The organism is Halomonas ventosae, from assembly GCF_004361885.1.
Taxonomy (GTDB): Bacteria; Pseudomonadota; Gammaproteobacteria; order Pseudomonadales; family Halomonadaceae; genus Halomonas; species Halomonas ventosae_C.
The window spans coordinates 1-17,053 of the sequence record NZ_SNWH01000033.1; the positions used below are offsets into that span (position 1 = coordinate 1).

Annotated in this window: 18 protein-coding genes; 7 read left to right on the forward strand and 11 right to left on the reverse strand. The window is 67.4% G+C overall.

What is annotated here, in order from left to right:
• Nucleotides 1-165: 165 nt before the first annotated feature.
• Complete coding sequence (locus DFO68_RS14565; RefSeq protein WP_133484349.1) at nt 166-555, reverse strand: Hsp20/alpha crystallin family protein; 390 nt, start codon at nt 553-555, stop codon at nt 166-168.
• 54 nt (nt 556-609) lie between these two features.
• Complete coding sequence (locus DFO68_RS14570; protein ID WP_133484364.1) at nt 610-1,068, reverse strand: Hsp20/alpha crystallin family protein; 459 nt, start codon at nt 1,066-1,068, stop codon at nt 610-612.
• A gap of 365 nt (nt 1,069-1,433) precedes the next feature.
• Here DFO68_RS14570 and DFO68_RS14575 point away from each other — a divergent pair, with 365 nt between their 5' ends.
• The 6 genes from DFO68_RS14575 to DFO68_RS14595 all read left to right on the forward strand — a co-directional run bounded on the left by DFO68_RS14575 (nt 1,434) and on the right by DFO68_RS14595 (nt 6,294).
• On the forward strand, nt 1,434-2,498 hold the full coding sequence (locus tag DFO68_RS14575; RefSeq protein WP_133484350.1) for a type I glyceraldehyde-3-phosphate dehydrogenase: 1,065 nt from the start codon (nt 1,434-1,436) through the stop codon (nt 2,496-2,498).
• 37 nt (nt 2,499-2,535) lie between these two features.
• Nucleotides 2,536-3,702 carry a phosphoglycerate kinase gene (locus DFO68_RS14580; protein WP_133484351.1) on the forward strand — a complete coding sequence of 389 codons (1,167 nt, stop codon included), beginning with the start codon at nt 2,536-2,538 and terminating at the stop codon, nt 3,700-3,702.
• A gap of 83 nt (nt 3,703-3,785) precedes the next feature.
• A complete protein-coding gene (fba, locus tag DFO68_RS14585; RefSeq protein WP_133484352.1) occupies nt 3,786-4,850 on the forward strand; it encodes a class II fructose-bisphosphate aldolase in 1,065 nt (354 codons plus the stop codon).
• A gap of 20 nt (nt 4,851-4,870) precedes the next feature.
• Nucleotides 4,871-4,993, forward strand: coding sequence for a hypothetical protein (locus DFO68_RS15960; RefSeq protein WP_279512845.1), 123 nt, complete (start codon nt 4,871-4,873; stop codon nt 4,991-4,993).
• Nucleotides 4,994-5,126: 133 nt separating this feature from the next.
• On the forward strand, nt 5,127-5,810 hold the full coding sequence (locus tag DFO68_RS14590) for an HAD family hydrolase (RefSeq protein WP_133484353.1): 684 nt from the start codon (nt 5,127-5,129) through the stop codon (nt 5,808-5,810).
• 109 nt (nt 5,811-5,919) lie between these two features.
• Nucleotides 5,920-6,294 (forward strand): translation initiation factor Sui1, encoded by a 375-nt coding sequence (locus DFO68_RS14595; RefSeq protein WP_133484354.1) that lies wholly within the window; start codon nt 5,920-5,922, stop codon nt 6,292-6,294.
• Here DFO68_RS14595 and DFO68_RS14600 read toward each other — a convergent pair.
• The gene (locus DFO68_RS14600; RefSeq protein ID WP_133484355.1) at nt 6,275-7,177 is read right to left on the reverse strand and encodes an NAD-dependent protein deacetylase; all 903 of its coding nucleotides are present in this window, start codon (nt 7,175-7,177) and stop codon (nt 6,275-6,277) included. The two genes, DFO68_RS14595 and DFO68_RS14600, sit on opposite strands and share 20 nt — an antisense overlap.
• 94 nt (nt 7,178-7,271) lie before the next feature.
• Here DFO68_RS14600 and DFO68_RS14605 point away from each other — a divergent pair, with 94 nt between their 5' ends.
• Nucleotides 7,272-8,183: a nuclease-related domain-containing protein gene (locus DFO68_RS14605; RefSeq protein ID WP_133484356.1), complete on the forward strand. Its 912-nt coding sequence runs from the start codon at nt 7,272-7,274 to the stop codon at nt 8,181-8,183.
• Here DFO68_RS14605 and DFO68_RS14610 read toward each other — a convergent pair whose 3' ends face one another.
• The 8 genes from DFO68_RS14610 to DFO68_RS14645 form a co-directional block, all read right to left on the reverse strand.
• Complete coding sequence (locus DFO68_RS14610) at nt 8,184-8,975, reverse strand: ribonuclease T2 family protein (protein ID WP_243726533.1); 792 nt, start codon at nt 8,973-8,975, stop codon at nt 8,184-8,186.
• The gene (locus DFO68_RS14615) at nt 8,972-10,096 is read right to left on the reverse strand and encodes a permease (protein WP_133484357.1); all 1,125 of its coding nucleotides are present in this window, start codon (nt 10,094-10,096) and stop codon (nt 8,972-8,974) included. Before DFO68_RS14615 ends, DFO68_RS14610 begins: the two co-directional genes overlap by 4 nt.
• Before the next feature lie 93 nt (nt 10,097-10,189).
• A complete protein-coding gene (locus tag DFO68_RS14620; RefSeq protein ID WP_133484358.1) occupies nt 10,190-11,533 on the reverse strand; it encodes a deoxyguanosinetriphosphate triphosphohydrolase in 1,344 nt (447 codons plus the stop codon).
• Between the two features lie 63 nt (nt 11,534-11,596).
• Complete coding sequence (locus DFO68_RS14625) at nt 11,597-13,093, reverse strand: tripartite tricarboxylate transporter permease (RefSeq protein ID WP_133484359.1); 1,497 nt, start codon at nt 13,091-13,093, stop codon at nt 11,597-11,599.
• 9 nt (nt 13,094-13,102) lie between these two features.
• The gene (locus DFO68_RS14630) at nt 13,103-13,579 is read right to left on the reverse strand and encodes a tripartite tricarboxylate transporter TctB family protein (RefSeq protein WP_133484360.1); all 477 of its coding nucleotides are present in this window, start codon (nt 13,577-13,579) and stop codon (nt 13,103-13,105) included.
• Nucleotides 13,576-14,571 (reverse strand): Bug family tripartite tricarboxylate transporter substrate binding protein, encoded by a 996-nt coding sequence (locus DFO68_RS14635; protein ID WP_133484361.1) that lies wholly within the window; start codon nt 14,569-14,571, stop codon nt 13,576-13,578. The genes DFO68_RS14630 and DFO68_RS14635 overlap by 4 nt, the downstream gene beginning before the upstream one ends.
• A 98-nt stretch (nt 14,572-14,669) precedes the next feature.
• Nucleotides 14,670-15,872: a CaiB/BaiF CoA transferase family protein gene (locus tag DFO68_RS14640; RefSeq protein ID WP_133484362.1), complete on the reverse strand. Its 1,203-nt coding sequence runs from the start codon at nt 15,870-15,872 to the stop codon at nt 14,670-14,672.
• A gap of 5 nt (nt 15,873-15,877) precedes the next feature.
• Entirely contained in the window at nt 15,878-16,828 is a 951-nt protein-coding gene (locus DFO68_RS14645; RefSeq protein WP_133484363.1) for a hydroxymethylglutaryl-CoA lyase, read from the reverse strand.
• Nucleotides 16,829-17,053: the final 225 nt, after the last annotated feature.

Genomic DNA, 17,053 nt, shown 5'->3' on the forward strand with positions numbered 1-17,053 from the left:
TCGGCTAGCACTTCCCCTTGCCGGGCGTGCAGGGGACTTTCACCCCCAAGTCATTCCAAGGCACCACCCTTGGAAACAGCGCCAGTCAGGCGCTGCGCGCCATGCCTGGCGCACATGCAAACGGGAGCGCCCCGCCAGGCAGGGCGCTCCCGGGTCAACACCCGCTCAGGCCGCCTTGACCTCGATACGCCGCCGACGGTGGGTCTCCTTGCGCGGCAGCACCAGTTCCACCACGCCATTGTCGATGCGTGCCTGGATGGCCTCGGCATCGATCTCGTGGCTGAGGGTGAAACGTCGTGCATAGCGCTGGGCACGCACCTCGGCATAGATCGCGGTCAGTCCTTCGGGCATCTCGAGGCGTACGTCGCCCTCCAGGCTCAGTACATTGCCGTCCACCTCGATATGCAGCGACTCGCGAGTCACGCCGGGCATGTCGGCGATCAGGTGCAGAGCGTTGTCGTCCTCGAAGATATCCACCGGCGGCAGCAGAGTCTCCACCTCCCGCTCGCGCTCGGCCGGCGCCTGAGGGGCATTGTCTCGCGTCACATCGTTCATCTCGCTCACCTCCTAGCAAACACTCCTAGCAAACACTCGAACACACGACCTGTATCACGCCGCTTGGATGGCGATGCGCCGCGGCTTGAGCTCCTCGCGCTTGGGCAGTACCACCTCGCACACCCCATCACGGAAGCGCGCCTCGGCACGCTCGATATCCAAGCCTTCCGGCAGTGCCAGCGAGCGGCTGAATTCGCCCTGGAAGCGCTCACGGCGGAATTCGGTGCGTTCCGACGCCTCCTCGCGCGCGGCCTCGGACTCGCGCCTGCCGGAGACGCTCAGCACGTTGTCCTGTAGGCTCACCTCCAGCTCGTCGGCCGCGAGGCCGGCGGCGAATACATAGACCCGCACCGCATCGTCGGTGCGCCCCACGTTGATCATCGGGAAGCTACCGCGGGGCACCGAGCGAATATCCGCGACACCGGCCTCGGGCAGCATCTCGTCCATCAGTTGCCGAAACCAGTCCAGGCCCTGGAGCCGGCCGCTATCGAAACGCCTGAGATCTCCGAACATCACGAACACCTCCTACGCTGATTGACCTGATGAGATGGCCGGGAGATCGCCACGGGTGGCTGACATCGCCCCGGTAATCTGCACAATAGGATCGCTTGGACGCTTTTCAAGGGCCCCATGCGCTCTCTTCCCTGCATGAACATGCGCTCTCTTCCCTGCATGAAAGTGCCACAGGAATGCACCACAGGAAGCTGCCGCCATGCCGGCGCGGCGTAGCCTTCTCGGCTGAGGGGGCTTGCTGCCCCTCGGCGAGTGGCACAAGACGCTCGCCTGGCGACTGGTAGGGGCGTAGAGCAGACGATCGCGGCGCAGATGCGCTAGAATCGCCGCTTCGTGTTTCCCGATCCCGGAGTCCCTGTCACCCCATGGCCCTTCGCATCGCCATCAACGGTTACGGTCGCATCGGCCAGTGCGTGCTGCGCGCCCTCGTCGAGGGCGAGGCATCTCACGCTGCCATCCACGACGAACCGCAGCTGGAGATCGTGGCGATCAACGAGCTCTCGGACCTGGCCACCATCGCCTACCTGACCCGCTACGACACCACCCACGGCCGCTTCCCCGGCCGCGTGGAAGTGGAGGGCGAGCGCCTGGTGGTGAACGGCCGGGCCATCCGGGTGCTCTGCGAGCCCGATCCGGACCGGCTGCCCTGGGGCGAGCTCGGCATCGACCTGGTGTTGGAGTGCTCCGGCAGCTTTCGTGACCGCGCCACCGCCGAGCGCCACCTCGCCTCTGGCGCGGGGCGGCTGCTGTTCTCCCAGCCCGCGGAGAGCGACGTCGATGCCACCATCGTCAGCGGCATCAACGACCATACCCTGACCGTACACCAGCGCATCGTCTCTGCGGCCTCCTGCACCACCAACTGCCTAGTGCCAGTGCTCACCGTGCTCGACGAGGCGCTGGGCATCGAGCATGGCGTCACCACCACCATCCACTCGGCGATGAACGACCAGCCGGTGATCGACGCCTACCACCAAACCGACCTGCGCCTGACCCGCTCGGCGATGCACTCCATCGTGCCGGTGGATACCGGGCTAGCCCGCGGCATCAACCGCCTGATGCCCCACCTGGCCGGTCGCTTCGAGTGCCTGCACGTGCGGGTGCCGACCATCAATGTCTCGACCATGGACCTGTCGATCTGCGTGCGCCGCGACACCACGGCCGAGGCGGTCAACGCCCTGCTGCGCAAGGCGAGCCAGGGGCGGCTCTCGGGACTGCTTGGCTACACCGAGGAGGCAGTGGCCTCGGTCGACTTCAACCACGATCCGCGCTCGGGTATCGTGGACGCCACCCAGACCCGAGTGGCCGGTGGCCGTCTGGTCAAGCTGCTGTGCTGGTTCGACAACGAATGGGGCTTCGCCAACCGCATGCTCGATGTCGCCCGGCGTCTGGCCGCCCTGCCCCCGGCACCGCCCGATATCCCCAACAGATGACCTCCCTTAGGCTTTCCCAGACGAGGAACCTGCTTCCATGAACGTGCGCAAGATGACCGATCTCGACCTCAACGGCCAGCGGGTGTTGATTCGTGAGGATCTGAACGTGCCCATCAAGCACGGCAAGGTGACCAGCGACGCCCGCCTGCGGGCCAGCCTGCCGACCATCCAGGCCGCCCTGGACGGCGGCGCCCGGGTGATGCTGATGAGCCACCTGGGCCGTCCCACCGAGGGCGAGCCGGCCGAGACCTTCTCGCTGGCGCCGGTGGCCGAGCACCTGGGCGGGCTGCTGGGCCGCCCGGTGCGCCTAGTGAAGGATTACCTGGGTGGTGCAGTCGAGGTCGCAGACGGCGAGGTGGTGCTGCTGGAGAATGTGCGCTTCAACCCAGGTGAGAAGAACGACGACGAGGCGCTCGCCCAGCAGTATGCCGCGCTCTGCGACGTCTTCGTGATGGATGCCTTCGGCACCGCCCACCGCGCCCAGGCCTCCACCCACGGCGTGGCGCGCTTCGCCGCCACCGCCTGCGCCGGCCCGCTGCTGGCCGCCGAGCTCGACGCCCTGGAGAAGGCGCTCGCCACCCCGGCGCGCCCCATGGTCGCGGTGGTCGGCGGCGCCAAGGTCTCCACCAAGCTCGAGGTGCTCAACGCCCTCTCCGAGAAGTGCGACCAGCTGATCGTCGGCGGCGGCATCGCCAACACCTTCATCGCCGCGGCCGGCTACAACGTGGGCAAGTCGCTGCACGAGGCCGAGCTGATCGACCAGGCCCGGGCGCTGATGGAGCGGGTCGAGATCCCGCTGCCCACCGACGTAGTGGTAGCCACCGAGTTCGCCGAATCGGCCGAGGCCGTGATCAAGCCGGTCGACCAGGTGACCGACGACGAGATGATCCTCGACATCGGCCCGCAGACCGCCGGCCGCCTGGGCGGGCTGCTCAAGGATGCCGGCACCATCCTGTGGAACGGCCCGGTGGGCGTGTTCGAGATCGACCAGTTTGGCAAGGGCACCGAGGCGCTGTCACTGGCCATCGCCGAGAGCAACGGCTTCTCCATCGCCGGCGGCGGCGACACCCTGGCGGCCATCGACAAGTACTCCATCGAGGAGCGCGTCTCCTACATCTCCACCGGTGGTGGCGCCTTCCTCGAGTACGTGGAAGGCAAGACCCTGCCGGCGGTGAAGGCCCTGGAAGACGCCGCCGCCCGCTGAGGTACCCTATTCTCGAACTCCACTCTCCGGCGTGGCCGCAACGGCTGCGCCGTCATGACTTCCCATACAGAACAGGTAACTCCATGGCTCTGATCAGCATGCGCCAGCTGCTGGACCACGCCGCCGAGCATGGCTACGGCGTGCCGGCTTTCAACGTCAACAACCTCGAGCAGATGCGCGCCATCATGGAGGCCGCCGACGAGACCGACTCGCCGGTGATCGTCCAGGCCTCCGCCGGCGCGCGCAAGTATGCCGGCGCCCCCTTCCTGCGCCACCTGATCCTGGCCGCCGTGGAGGAGTTCCCGCACATCCCGGTAGTCATGCACCAGGACCACGGCACCAGCCCTGCCGTCTGCCAGCGCTCCATCCAGCTCGGTTTCTCCTCGGTGATGATGGACGGCTCCCTGGGCGAAGATGGTAAAACCCCGATGGACTACGCCTACAATGTCGACGTCACCCGGCGCACCGTGGCGATGGCCCACGCCTGCGGCGTCTCGGTGGAGGGCGAGCTGGGCTGCCTGGGCAGCCTGGAGACCGGCATGGCCGGCGAGGAGGACGGCATCGGCGCCGAGGGCAAGCTGGACCCCGGCCAGCTGCTCACCGACCCGGAAGAGGCCGCCGACTTCGTTAAGGCCACCGGCGTGGATGCGCTGGCCATCGCCATCGGCACCAGCCACGGCGCTTACAAGTTCACCAAGCCGCCCACCGGTGACACCCTCTCCATCCAGCGTATCAAGGAGATCCACGCACGCATCCCCGAGACGCACCTGGTGATGCACGGCTCCTCCTCGGTGCCCCAGGAGTGGCTGGCGGTAATCAACACGTTCGGTGGTGCCATTCCTGAGACCTATGGCGTGCCGGTCGAGGAGATCGTCGAGGGCATCAAGCACGGCGTGCGCAAGGTCAACGTCGACACCGACCTGCGTCTGGCCTCCACCGGGGCGGTGCGCCGCTTCCTGGCCGAGCACCCCGCCGAGTTCGATCCGCGCAAGTTCCTCAAGGCCTCCACGGCGGCCATGAAGGCGATCTGCAAGGCGCGCTACGAGGCCTTCGGTACCGCCGGCCACGCCTCGAAGATCACGCCGATCAGCCTCGAGGCCATGGTGGCGCGATATGAGCGCGGCGAGCTCGACCCCAGGGTGACCTGATCACGCCCGACGAGCAGAACATGAAGCGCTCGGCGACACGTCTCTGGCTCACCTTCGCGACCCTGACGAAGATGCTCGGCATCATCGCCTGCCACCTGGCCGGAGTGCTCGCACTCCTGCTGGGCCCCGACACGGGCAGGTAATCGTCCATGCCGCGCCGCACCATTCAAGAACACTGTTCACAAAATAGCGAAACTGGGCTTTACTATGGGGCAGGAAGCCCCTATCTCTGAAACAATGATCAGATAACCCTATGATTCATCGTGAGGCCCGGTGATGGCACGCCACCTCTGCCTGCTCTTCGATTGCGACGGCACCCTGGTTGACAGCGAGCCGCTGCTCGCCGACGAGATGTCGTCCAGCCTGACCGATGCTGGCCTGCCCTTCCAGGCCAGCGATTACATGGGAGAGTTCCGAGGGGCCCGTTTTCGCCACATCGTTGCCGAACTGGAGCGTCGCCACGGCAGCGTCGACCCAGCGCGGCTCGACACCCTCGAGGGCCGCATGCGCGCCAACCTCAACCGGCGCCTCGCCAGCGAGCTGATCGCCATCGACGGCGCCGCCGAGGCCCTGGCCGCGCTCACCGGCCATCCCATGGGGGTGGTGTCCAACGGCCCGGAGAACAAGATCCGCACCTCGCTTGTGGCCACCGGGCTTGCCGAGGTATTCGGCGATCGTCTGTTCAGTGCCTACACCGCCAACTGCTGGAAACCCGATCCCGGCCTGTTCCATTACGCTGCCAGCCTGATGGGCTTCGCGCCCGAAGAGTGCGTGGTCATCGACGATGCTCTGGTGGGCGTCAGGGGCGCGCTGGCCGCCGGCATGACGGCGATTCATCTCAACCGCTTCCCTGACGTCGAGCAGACGCCGGAGGGCGCCATCATGATCAGCAACATGTTCCAGCTGCCCACGGTGATCGGCCACCTGGAGAGGGGACGCGCCCTGGTCGCCCACGCCTGATATCCGCTGCCGCCAGCCCGTCACTGCGGGTGGAGGGCTGGCATGGATGCAGAGTACCACTGGCCAAGGCTATCATCGCCTGGACATTTATCGAACGTAGGAGGCCGACATGGCATCCCTGAAGGAGCAGCTCGGCGGCCTGGTCTACTCCACCGAACATGGCGATACCTGCCCGCAGTGCCGCCGGCCCCTGACCGAGTGCGAGTGTGCCGAGCAAGCCGAACAGCAACGCCTGGCCGAGCTGGACGGCATCGTGCGCATTCGCCGCGAGACCAGCGGCCGCAAGGGCAAGGGCGTCACCAGCCTGGAGGGCATCCCGCTGCCCGCCGACGAGCTCATGGCCCTAGCCAAGGCGCTCAAGAAGCGCTGCGGCACCGGCGGAGCGGTCAAGGCGGGCGTCGTGGAGATCCAGGGCGACCATCGCGAGCTGCTCAAGGGCGAGCTCGAGAAGCGCGGTTTCCGGGTCAGGCTGGCCGGCGGTTGAGCCCTCGCAGCGAGTCGCCCTCCAGCTTGTCACACAGTGCCGAGAGGGCCTCGGCCGGGGCCTTAACCTTGAGAGTGTAGAGATCGTCAGCCCGGGTGCGGCCGAGGTTGAGACAGGCGATGGGCTGGCCCACCTGGGCTGCCTCCCGGGCGAAGCGAAAGCCGGAGAAGACCATCAGCGAGGAGCCCACCACCAGCAAGGCAGCGCTTTCGGCCTGCAGGGCAAAGGCCGCCGCCACGGTATCACGCGGCACACTGTCGCCGAAGAACACCACGTCGGGCTTGTAGATGCCCTCGCCGCAGCGCGTGCAGTCAGGGACCCGAAATCCTGAGAAGTCGGCCTCCAGATCGGCGTCGCCATCAGGCCCCGCCCGGGCGCCGGATTCGAGCCAGCGGGGATTGCGGGCAGCCAGCTCGGCATGCAGGTCATGGCGCATGCGCCGGGCGCCGCAACTCATGCAGCGCACCATGTCGGCACGCCCGTGCAGGTCGACCACCCGCCGCGAGCCGGCCCGTTGGTGGAGGCCATCGACGTTCTGGGTGATCACCCCGCTGACAAGGCCCAGTGCCTCGAGTCGCGCCACGGCGGCGTGGGCGGCGTTGGGCCTGGCATCCTGCAGGGTACGAAAGCCCACCAGGGCCCGCGCCCAGTAGCGCTGACGCGCCGCATGACTGGCCATGAACACCTGGTGCTGCATGGGCGGCCGACGCTTCCAGTCGCCGCGATCATCACGATAGTCGGGAATGCCACTGGCCGTACTGATCCCGGCGCCGCTGAGCACCGCCAGGCGCGGGTAGCGCAAGACGAAGGCGGCAAGCGCCTCGAGGTCATCGTCGCGTGCCGCTGCCGTCGCCTGTCTCACCGCTGTCTTTTCACCGCCCATCCCGCGTTCCTCTTTCATCACACCGAAAGAGCATGGCCCCGCGAGGGGCAGGTTGTCTAGAATAGGCGCTCTCTCCTCAGGGCAAGGAATCCTGATGGCCTGGCTGGAATACCTGCTCCCGCTGATCTTCCTGTTTCCGCTGGCGGCGGCCGCGGTGATCGTGGTGGCGCTGCGCAACCTGCACGATGCCCGGGTGCGCTCGCCCTTCGATGCCCAACCGCTGCGCGAGCCCGGCCAGGCCCTTCGCAACCGACTCGATCGCGCCTTCGCCGGCCTCTTCCTCGATGGCGCCCTGGGGCCCATCGTCACCCTGGCGCCGCTGGTCTACGGCATGGGCCGCATGCTCTTCTCCCACCAGCAGAACTGGATCGAGTGGGCGCTCTACGGCGCACTCTGTACCCTGCTGGCGCTGGTGTTCTGCCTGCTGCTGATCCGCGACTTCCAGCGCATCCGTCGGCTCAAGCTGGGCCTGGCCTGCGAACTCGCCGTGAGCCAGGAACTCGAGCGGCTGATCCGCCCCGAGGCCCACCCCTACTACGTCTTCCATGACGTGCCTGGCGATGGCTACACCATCGACCATGTGGCGGTCACCCCCCACGGCATCTTCGTGGTCGAGACCCGCGCCCGCACGCCTGTCCTCACGCCCGGCGGACGCGAGGTCAAGGTGGTCACCGTGGAGCCCGAGCGCCTGCGCTTCCCGGGCTGGAGCGAGCGTCAGCCACTCGCCAAGACCCGCCAGGCCACGCGCTGGCTGAAGAGCTGGCTCGAACACCAGCTCGGCGCTGCGGTTCCGGTCAAGGGCGTGCTGGCCCTGCCGGGCTGGGAGATCGACACCCGTCAGGCGCTGGACGACCTGCTGGTGGTGGGTGGCGACGACCTGGCCAGGCGGCTCGCCGCAACCCTGCTGGGCGAGCTCGACGATGCCACCCACGACGCCGTGATCTCCGCCCTACGCCAGCGCGCCAGCCTGCTCGACCTGCCGCCGCTGCAGGGCCCCTCGATCTGATCAGTCGAAGGTCGCAATCCGTATCCGGGTTGCGCAGCGGCCGCGACCCTGGCCTACCAGGCTTTGCGCCGCCGGGAAGTCCGCCAGATGAGCGGCGGCGATCGCAATGCGCACCTCGGTCAGAAGGCGATGGCCGCGCCCGCCACACTCGAGCCTCAGCGCCCGGTCGGTTCCTTCACCGAAGGCCGCCTCGAAGGCATGGATCAGCGCGTTGCGCCTCACCTCGCCACCCTGGTTGAGCGCCACGAAGTCCGCGAAGGCACTCGCGTTGACCGCCTCGACCAGTGCCACCGCCGTTGCGAAGTACCCTTCCTCGGTCAGCTCCAGGCAAGCGGCATGCTTGGCATACTGATAGCGCCCCAGGCAGCTGGCACGCCCCGGCATGGCGGCGTCCAGCGCGCTCTCCAGCGTCGCCGGCAGGTCGAGGGGCGGATGGGCGCGGCAGAAGCTGCCCTCCGGCCGCGGCGTCTCCAGGAAGCAGCCCTCCCGCCACCAGCGGCGCCGGTCGACGCCCCGCGCAGCGAAGCGTGCCGGCAGTGAAGGCCACAACCCATGCAGCACGAAGCCCTGCTCGGCCCCTTCGCGCAGGGCCGGTTCGCGACACTCCCTGGGCGGGCGCGAACGGCTCTCGCAGAAGCCCGGGTGCCAGGTCAGCGCCAGGGTGTAGTGCTGAACACCCTCGGTCTCGAGACGGGGCACTGCCGCGGCGGTTGTCGTCGCCAGCCAGCCGATGACCAGCGCCAGCAGCAGCCCCACGCGGCCACCCCGCCGCCAGGATGCGATGCGCTTCAATGGCAGTGCCCCATGCACTGGCGACGCCCCCACAGGAAGGCCCCCAGCGCCAACGGGATCATCACCAGGTTGAGCAGGGTAATGTAGTTCCAGCCGAAGACGTCGCGCCCCAGGCTGACGTCACGTGGTCCCTCGGGTAGCCAGCCCAGCGCCGCGAAGCCATAGTCCAGACACAGCGCGGTGACGATCGCCCCCAGAAAGAACACCAGCGCCATCCAGCCGGCCGCCTTCCAGCCGTAGTAGCGGCGGTAGACGGACAGCATCGGCAGGGTGATCAGGTCGCAGAAGATGAAGGCGATCACCCCGCCGAAGGAGATACCGCCCTTCCACAGCACCGCGGCGAGCACGATGTTGCCCACCGAACAGACGAAGGCCAGTACGGCGACGATGCTGCCGGCGACGGCATTCCACAGCAGCACGCCAAACCCCGGATCACTGCCTTCGCTGAGGAACAGCGCCTGCCAGGCCGACTGCGGCACCAAAACCGAGAGCACCGAGGCGAGGGTCACGCCGATCAGGATGTCCTTGCCGACCATGGTCACATCCATGTGGAAGTGCGCCGCCGCGGTGCGCAGTCGACGCCAGCTAGTGCTCCCGCCGGCAGCCTCATGGTCATGGTCATGGTCATGGTCGTCATGATGCTGATGATCATGGCCACCCTCGCTCCCTGTCCGCCGTGCATGCTCGCGTGCGGCTTCGATCACCGACTGCGGCACCAGCAACCGTACCAAGCCCGCCATCACCAGGATGAAGATCAGGCCACCGATCAGCTCGCCAAGCACGAAGGCCAGGCCCAGCAGCGAGAACAGCACGATCAGGATTTCGAACACCAGATTGGTGCTGGCGACCATGAAAGCCATGGCGTTGGCCCAGGCTGCGCCCTTCATGATCAGGGTGCGCGCCATGCTTGCCGCCGCGTAGGAGCAGCTGGACGATAACGCACCCGCTCCGGTGGCCAGCGACAGGGACGTGGGTGACACCGTGCCCAGCTTGTCGCCGACCAGTGAGGCGGGTACCCAGGCACGGATCACCCCTGACAGCAGAAAGCCCAGCGCCAGCCCCCAGAAGATCTCCCAGATCATCCCCGACCAGGCCGTAAGCAGTTCAATGATCATCCCCATGACCTCTTCTCCTTCATTGCCGAGCTCTCAACATAAGCCATGCGGCCACACAAGGCTAAAGGCATGTGCCTGTGGCTGAGGCCCACCACGCGATCAATCGCCCCGCAGGCGACCGCCCATCTCCTGAGCCAGGTCCACCGCGTAGTGATCGGTCATGCCACCGATGAAGTCGAGCATGCGCCGGTAGCTGTCGTAGAGGCTCCAGGAAGGACGCGGGGTGTTCTCGCCGATCAACGCCAGCACTCGCTGATGCTTGAAGGTGGATCGCCCCTGATGGTGCAGCTCATGGGCCGCCCCGATGAAGGCCTCCAGAAGTATTCCCAGCGTCGTGTAGGCGCCGATCTCCAGCTTGGCCTTGCGCTCGTTCTGGAAGATCCGCTCCCAGGCCAGCTGCTTGGCCGACTTGACGCCCCAGCCGAGGTCCGGGTGGCAGAGCTCCAACAGATCGTCTGTCAGGCGGCCACCGAGAAGCTCGGCCTCGTGCTGCACGAACACCGCCCCCACGTCGTTGACCGCCCGCTCCATGGCGGCGCCACGCAGCACGGCGATACGCCGACGCTGTGAGACGCCGTGGCGCTGCATGGCAGCGTAGTCGGCCGGCTCACCGCCGGCGATCTGGATCAGGATTGCCGTCACCTCCTCATAGCGCAGGATGCCCATCTCCAGGCCATCCTCCAGGTCGAGCAGTGCATAACAGATGTCGTCGGCGGCCTCCACCAGCCAGGCCAGCGGATGGCGGCACCAGCGATTTTCGCCACGGGGCAGCAGGCCCAGTCGCTCAACCACCTCGCCCAGCAACGGGCGCTCGCTCTGGTAACAGCCGAACTTCCCCGCCGTGCCACCGTGCTCCACCGTCCAGGGGTACTTGAGCAGAGTGCCGAGCGTCGCCGTGGTCAGGCGCATGCCGCCGCGGAACTGGTTGTATTCGATCTGGGTGACGATGCGAAAGCCCTGGGCATTGCCCTCATAGGTGAGCAGATCCTGGCGCTCGAGCGGCGAAAGTCCTTTCAGCAGGCCGCTGCCATCGGCGCGGGCGAACCAGTCACGGATGGCGTATTCGCCGGCATGGCCGAAGGGCGGGTTGCCGATGTCGTGGCCCAGGCAGGCGGCCTGGACGATCACCCCCAGGTCCGCCGGCGTGATCCAGCCGGGCAGGCGGCCACTCAGCCGCTCGCCGACGATCATGCCCAGCGAGCGCCCCACGCAGCCCACCTCCAGCGAGTGGGTCAGACGGGTGTGGATATGGTCGTTGTCGGTCAGCGGGTGGACCTGAGTCTTGCGCCCCAGGCGCCGGAAGGAACCGGCGAAGACAATGCGATCGTGATCCTTGTGGAAGGGGCTGCGGCCGATCTCCTCACGACCGCCACCGGGGCGCTCGCCGCGCCGGTCGTGCAGGCGACCGGGATCGAGCAGCCGCTCCCAGCTCATCTGCGTCATGGGCGTTCTCTCCTTGGAAGCCCCATTCTGGCAGCCCCGAGCGCCGGCGCCCAGTCCTACGGTCTAGCGCAGTCGCCGCCGAACCATCCAGGCGTAGACCAGGCCAGCGACGATCAGGGTAACGGCGAACAGATAGATGCCCACCGAGATGCCGCTGCTCCACAGGATGCTCCAGTCGCCGCCCGAGATCGCCATGGCGCGACGTAGGTTGAACTCCATCTGTCCGCCCAGCAGCAGGCCCAGCACCACCGGTACCGTGGGAATCTCCAGCTTGCGCAGCACATAGCCCAGCACCCCGAAGCCCAGCATCATGTAGAGGTCGAAGGCGCTGTTGTTGAGCGAGTAGACGCCGACGAAGGCCACCATCACCACCATGGGCATCAGCAACCAGCCCGGCGCCAGCAGCACCCTGGCGAACAGGCTCACCAGCGGCACGTTGAGCACCAGCAGCACGAAGTTGCCGATCACCAGCGCCGCCACCAGCCCCCACACCATCTCCGGCTGCTGCTCGAAGAGCAGCGGCCCGGGGGTGATGTTCATCGACAGCAGCAGCGCCAGCAGGATCGCCGTGGTACCGCTGCCGGGGATGCCCAGCGACAGCATGGGAATCAGCGCTCCGCCGGCGGCGGCATTGTTGCCCGCCTCGGGCGCCGCCACGCCACGCGGGTCACCCTGGCCGAAGCGGCCATCGCGCCCTACCCAGCGCTTCTCGAGCATGTAGGCGAGGAAGCTGCCCAGCGCCGCGCCGGCCCCGGGCAGCACCCCGGCCACGAAGCCGATCAGCGAGCCGCGGGCGATGGTCGGCGCGCAGCGGCCGGCGGAGCGCACGCCGGGCATCGCCGAGCCGAGCCTCAGGGCCGGGCGGCTGGTGCCGCGGATGTCCTCCAGGTAGATCAGGCACTCCGAGATGGCGAACAGTCCCACCAGGGCGACGATGAAGTCGATGCCATCGTAGAGTTCGTAGAGCCCGAAGGTGTAGCGCGGCACCCCGCTCACCGCATCGATACCGACGCTACCCAGCAGCAGCCCCAGGAGGGCGGCGATGAAGCTCTTGACCAGGCTGCCACCAGTCACCCCGCCGATGGTGGCGAAGGCCAGCACGAACAGCGCGAAGTATTCCGCCGGACCGAAGCGGATGGCGAACTGGACCAGCAGGGGGGCGAACAGCGCCAGCCCCAGGGTCGCCACCGCGGCGCCGGCGAAGGATGCCACCGCGGAGAGCCCCAGGGCCTCGCCGCCCCGCCCCTGCAGCGCCATGGGATAGCCGTCCAGGGTGGTCATCATGGCCGGCTCGTCGCCGGGAATATTGAGCACGATGGAGCTGATGCGTCCACCATACATGCAGCCGTAGTAGACGCTGACCAGCAGGATCAGCGCCCCCGTGGCCGGCAGGCCGAAGTTGAAGGAGAGCGGGATCATCAGCGCCACGCCGTTGACCGGCCCCAGGCCGGGCAATGCGCCGATCAGGGTGCCGATGACACAGCCGATGAACGCCAAAAAGAGGTTCTGGGGCTCCAGGGCCACGGCAAAGCCCTGGGCGAGGAAGGCGAGGATATCCATGTCGCGGCGTTACCAGTCCAGGCCAGGCATGTCGGGAAGCGGAATACCGAGGGCGAATTCGAACAGCGCGTAGAGGGCCAGGGCGAGTGCGGCGCCGCTGACCAGGGCGGACCTCCACGAGGCCCCGAACAGGCGAACCAGCAGCACCACCGTCATCAGGGAGGCCGGCAGGAAGCCGAGCGGCTTGACCAGGCCGGCGAAACTGGCCAGCACCAGCAGGGTAAGGGCCTGGCGCAGCAGCGCGGCACGCCTCGGCCAGCGCTGGTTGACGCCGGGACGCAGGATCAGCAGCAGCGACAGCGCCGCCAGGGGCAGGCTGATCAGGCGCGGGTATTCGCCCGGCCCGATGGGCTGCATGAAGCCCGACTCCAGATCGTGAGAGAGCCACCAGGCTCCCACCGCCAGCACCAGCAGCAAGGCCCCGGCGACGCGGTCGCCGCTGACGCCGGGCACCCGCCCGGCGTCATCCTGCAGGAGTTCGCTCACTGAATGACCCCGATCTCCCGGGAAATGGCCTCTACCTCGTCGATGGACTCGCGGACGAAGGCGTCGAACTCGTCACCGCCTCGCCACAGCGGGACCAGGCCGTTGTGCCGGGCGACCGCCTTCCACTCGTCGCTTTCATAGAGTGTCTGAAGGTCGTCCACCATGGCAGCATAGTCCGCGTCGGAGACCTCGCCGCCGGTGTAGAAGCCGCGCCAGTTGTAGCCGGCGACGTCATAGCCCTGGGAGGCGGCGGTGGGCAGCTCGGCGAAGGGCTCGGGCAACGGCTCCTCGGAGAGCACCGCCAGCACGCGCACGTCGCCCGACTCGATGAAGCCGGCGATCTCCCCCAGGTCTGTCGAGACCACATCCACGTGGCCGCCCATCATCTGGGTCACGGCGGGGCCGCCGCCGTCGAACTGCACCCAGCGCAGGCGACCGATCTGGTTATCCGGCATGCCGGCCGCCTTGGCCAGCATCAGCGCACGGATGTGGTCCCAACCGCCAGCCCCGCTGGAGCCGGCGACGGCCAGGGCGCCCGGATCCTCGACGATGGTGTCCAGCAGCTGCTCCAGAGTCTGGTACTCGCTGTCGTCGTCGACGAGGATCACGCCCACGTCGGTCCCCAGCATGGCCAGCCAGCGCATGGTGTCGGCACCGCCGGGATACCTGCCTTGGGCGATCTGGGTGATCCCCACGGTGCTGGTGGCGACGATCAGGTCGCTGTCATCGGCGCGGTTGCTGGCGACGTTGGCAAAGGCCACCGCGCCCACCCCACCGGGCATGTTGGTGACCTGCACCGGGCCGTCCGTCAGCTCCAGGTCGAGCAGCAGCTTGCCCACCGAGCGGCAGGTGAAGTCCCAGCCGCCGCCGGGGTCCGCCGGGGCGATGCACTCGCTGATGGGCAGGGCATGGCCGGGCATGCTGGTGACCAGGCCAAGGCCCAGCAGGGCCGAGGCGGCAAGCCCCCGGGTGGCGTGCTTGATGGTTGGCATCTCGTGGATCCTCCTGTTGTTGTTATAACGACTGTTGTTATAGCGACTGTTGTCTTGGCCACGCGCCCAGCGGGCCCGCGACCCTCTGCAGCGTAGGTTCAAATCACGCCCTGTGCCTCCAGGGCCTTCAACTCGTCTTCATCGAGGCCAAGCTCCGCCAGGATCTCGCGGGTGTGCTCGCCGAGACGGGGCACGGGATGGTGCACCGCCGCCGGCGCCTCCTGCATCTTCACCGGGAAGCCGGTCACGGGAATGCGGCCGAGTTCGCCCTGGTCGAGCTCGATGCGCATCTGCTGCGCCTGGACCTGGGGGTCTGCAAAGGTCTCGCGCAGGTCGTGGACGCGTCCGCAGGGCACTCCGGCCCGGTTGAGGTGGTCGATCCAGGCGTCGACGCTGCGCGTCTCGGTCACCGCCGTCAGGCACTCGCGCAACGCCTCCCGGTTGGCCATGCGGCGGTTGTTGTCGGCGAAGCGCTCGTCGTCGAGCAGATGCAGCATCCCCAAGGCCCTGAACAGGCGCTCGACCATGGCGTCGTTGCTGGGGGCGATGGCCACCTCGCCATCGCTGGCCCGGAAGAGGCCATAGGGATAGAGCATCGGGTGGTCGTTGCCGGTACGCGCGGGAATGCGGTCGGTGGCGAAGAACTCCGCGGCCAGGTAGCCCATCATGCCGATCAGGCCGTTGGTCAGGGCGGTCTCGACTATGTCCCCCTGCCCGCTTCGCTCCCGGCGGACCAGGGCGGCGCAGATGCCGAACGCCAGGTTCTGGCTGGCCACCATGTCGCTGATAGGTGGGGCCGCTCGCATGGGCTCGCCGTCGGCCGGGCCATTGACGCCCATGAAGCCGCTCATGGCCTGGGCGATGAAGTCATAGGCCGGGCGGTCGCGGTAGGGGCCGGTGGAGCCGAAGCCGTTGATGCGCCCGACGACCAGATGCGGGTATTGTGCGCGCAGGGTCTCGTCATCGAGGCCCATCTTCGCCAGCACCCCGGGGCGGAAGTTCTCCACCAGCACATCGCCACCCTCCAGCAATCGGTGCAGCACCGCCCTGCCCGCCTCCTGGCGCAGGTCCAGCGTCACGGAGCGCTTGTTGCGGTTGAACTGGGCGAAGTACCAGCTGAAGCCGTTGACCATGTTGCCCTGGGCACGCACGACGTCGCCACGCCCCGGCGATTCCACCTTGATCACCTCGGCGCCGTGGTCGCCCAGGATCTGGGTGCAGAAGGGCCCGGAGATCACCCGCGTCAGGTCGATAACGCGAATGCCCGATAGCGACCCCGTGGTGCGAGAGGAAGGTTCCATCATCGTCATCCCTGCGCGGTAGGAACGGCATCGCATGCATTCAGCGCCAGACGCGGGCCCGCCTTGGAGACCTGGGCCGGCAGGGGCCGCCCCATGAGGTCGCGGGCCAACCGTGCGGCACCGATCAGCCCGTCGAGATCGAGGCCAGTGTCGAAACCCATCTCCAGCAAAAGGTAGGCCAGATCCTCGCTGGCGATATTGCCTGAAGCACCCGGGGCGAAGGGACAGCCGCCGAGCCCGCCGATCGAGCTCTCGTAGCGGTCCACTCCCAGCGACAGCCCCTGCATGACGTTGGCCAGGCCGATGCCGCGAGTGTTGTGGAAGTGCAACGTCAGCGGCAGGCCGGGCACCACCTCACGAAGTCGCGCCACACGCTCGGTGACCAGAGGCGGCGTGGCCATGCCGGTGGTATCCCCGAGCGACAGATGCGTCGCCCCGAGGTTGGCGAACCGCCGTGCGATGGTTTCTACCGCCGTGACCGGGACATTGCCCTCGAAGGGGCAGCCGAAGGCGGTGGCGATCGCCCCCCGCAAGGCGACCCCGCTTCCCTCGAGCAGACGCGCAACCTGCGTGAAGGCGTCCAGGGACTCGGCCACACGGCGGTTGACGTTCTTGGTGTTGTGGCTTTCCGATGCGGAGACGAACAGCACCACCGAATCCACCCCAGCCTCGAGGGCTCGCTCGGCCCCTCGCACGTTGGGCACCAGCGCCGAGAGGTGCAGATCCGGAATCTCGCGCAGGGCCGAGACCAGTTCGGCGGCATCGGCCAGTGCCGGCACGGCCCGAGGGCTGACGAAGGAGGTCACCTCGAATTCGCGGACACCAGCGTCGACCAGTGCCCGCGCCAGCGAGAGTTTCTGCTCGGTAGTCAATACCACCGGCTCGTTCTGAAGGCCATCGCGAAGGCCCACTTCGGTGATGTGGATAGGCTGCGGCGACGAGGCGAGAGCGGTCATGGGCGGCCTGCTTGAATGAAAAGTTGCTTATGCATCGACGCTACGGCAGCAGCGTCACATACAACAATGCGCCTTTCGTCCTAGTACTACAGCCGTAACTAATGCTGTGATCGTTCATGCGTTGCCATCCGGGCTTGCTGCTGACGACAGTGGCACTGCCAAGCCCGGTACTGGTGTTTTCGTCGCCAGTCCGACCAATGAAGCACATGGGACAAGGCCTGATGT

What these genes read in the sequence shown, in the direction of transcription:
- DFO68_RS14565 (WP_133484349.1), bottom strand. Translation starts at nt 555, where the DNA reads ATGAACGATGTGACGCGAGACAATGCCCCTCAGGCGCCGGCCGAGCGC.
- DFO68_RS14570 (WP_133484364.1), bottom strand. Translation starts at nt 1,068, where the DNA reads ATGTTCGGAGATCTCAGGCGTTTCGATAGCGGCCGGCTCCAGGGCCTG.
- DFO68_RS14575 (WP_133484350.1), top strand. Translation starts at nt 1,434, where the DNA reads ATGGCCCTTCGCATCGCCATCAACGGTTACGGTCGCATCGGCCAGTGC.
- DFO68_RS14580 (WP_133484351.1), top strand. Translation starts at nt 2,536, where the DNA reads ATGAACGTGCGCAAGATGACCGATCTCGACCTCAACGGCCAGCGGGTG.
- fba (WP_133484352.1), top strand. Translation starts at nt 3,786, where the DNA reads ATGGCTCTGATCAGCATGCGCCAGCTGCTGGACCACGCCGCCGAGCAT.
- DFO68_RS15960 (WP_279512845.1), top strand. Translation starts at nt 4,871, where the DNA reads ATGAAGCGCTCGGCGACACGTCTCTGGCTCACCTTCGCGACCCTGACG.
- DFO68_RS14590 (WP_133484353.1), top strand. Translation starts at nt 5,127, where the DNA reads ATGGCACGCCACCTCTGCCTGCTCTTCGATTGCGACGGCACCCTGGTT.
- DFO68_RS14595 (WP_133484354.1), top strand. Translation starts at nt 5,920, where the DNA reads ATGGCATCCCTGAAGGAGCAGCTCGGCGGCCTGGTCTACTCCACCGAA.
- DFO68_RS14600 (WP_133484355.1), bottom strand. Translation starts at nt 7,177, where the DNA reads ATGGGCGGTGAAAAGACAGCGGTGAGACAGGCGACGGCAGCGGCACGC.
- DFO68_RS14605 (WP_133484356.1), top strand. Translation starts at nt 7,272, where the DNA reads ATGGCCTGGCTGGAATACCTGCTCCCGCTGATCTTCCTGTTTCCGCTG.
- DFO68_RS14615 (WP_133484357.1), bottom strand. Translation starts at nt 10,096, where the DNA reads ATGGGGATGATCATTGAACTGCTTACGGCCTGGTCGGGGATGATCTGG.
- DFO68_RS14620 (WP_133484358.1), bottom strand. Translation starts at nt 11,533, where the DNA reads ATGACGCAGATGAGCTGGGAGCGGCTGCTCGATCCCGGTCGCCTGCAC.
- DFO68_RS14625 (WP_133484359.1), bottom strand. Translation starts at nt 13,093, where the DNA reads ATGGATATCCTCGCCTTCCTCGCCCAGGGCTTTGCCGTGGCCCTGGAG.
- DFO68_RS14635 (WP_133484361.1), bottom strand. Translation starts at nt 14,571, where the DNA reads ATGCCAACCATCAAGCACGCCACCCGGGGGCTTGCCGCCTCGGCCCTG.
- DFO68_RS14640 (WP_133484362.1), bottom strand. Translation starts at nt 15,872, where the DNA reads ATGGAACCTTCCTCTCGCACCACGGGGTCGCTATCGGGCATTCGCGTT.
- DFO68_RS14645 (WP_133484363.1), bottom strand. Translation starts at nt 16,828, where the DNA reads ATGACCGCTCTCGCCTCGTCGCCGCAGCCTATCCACATCACCGAAGTG.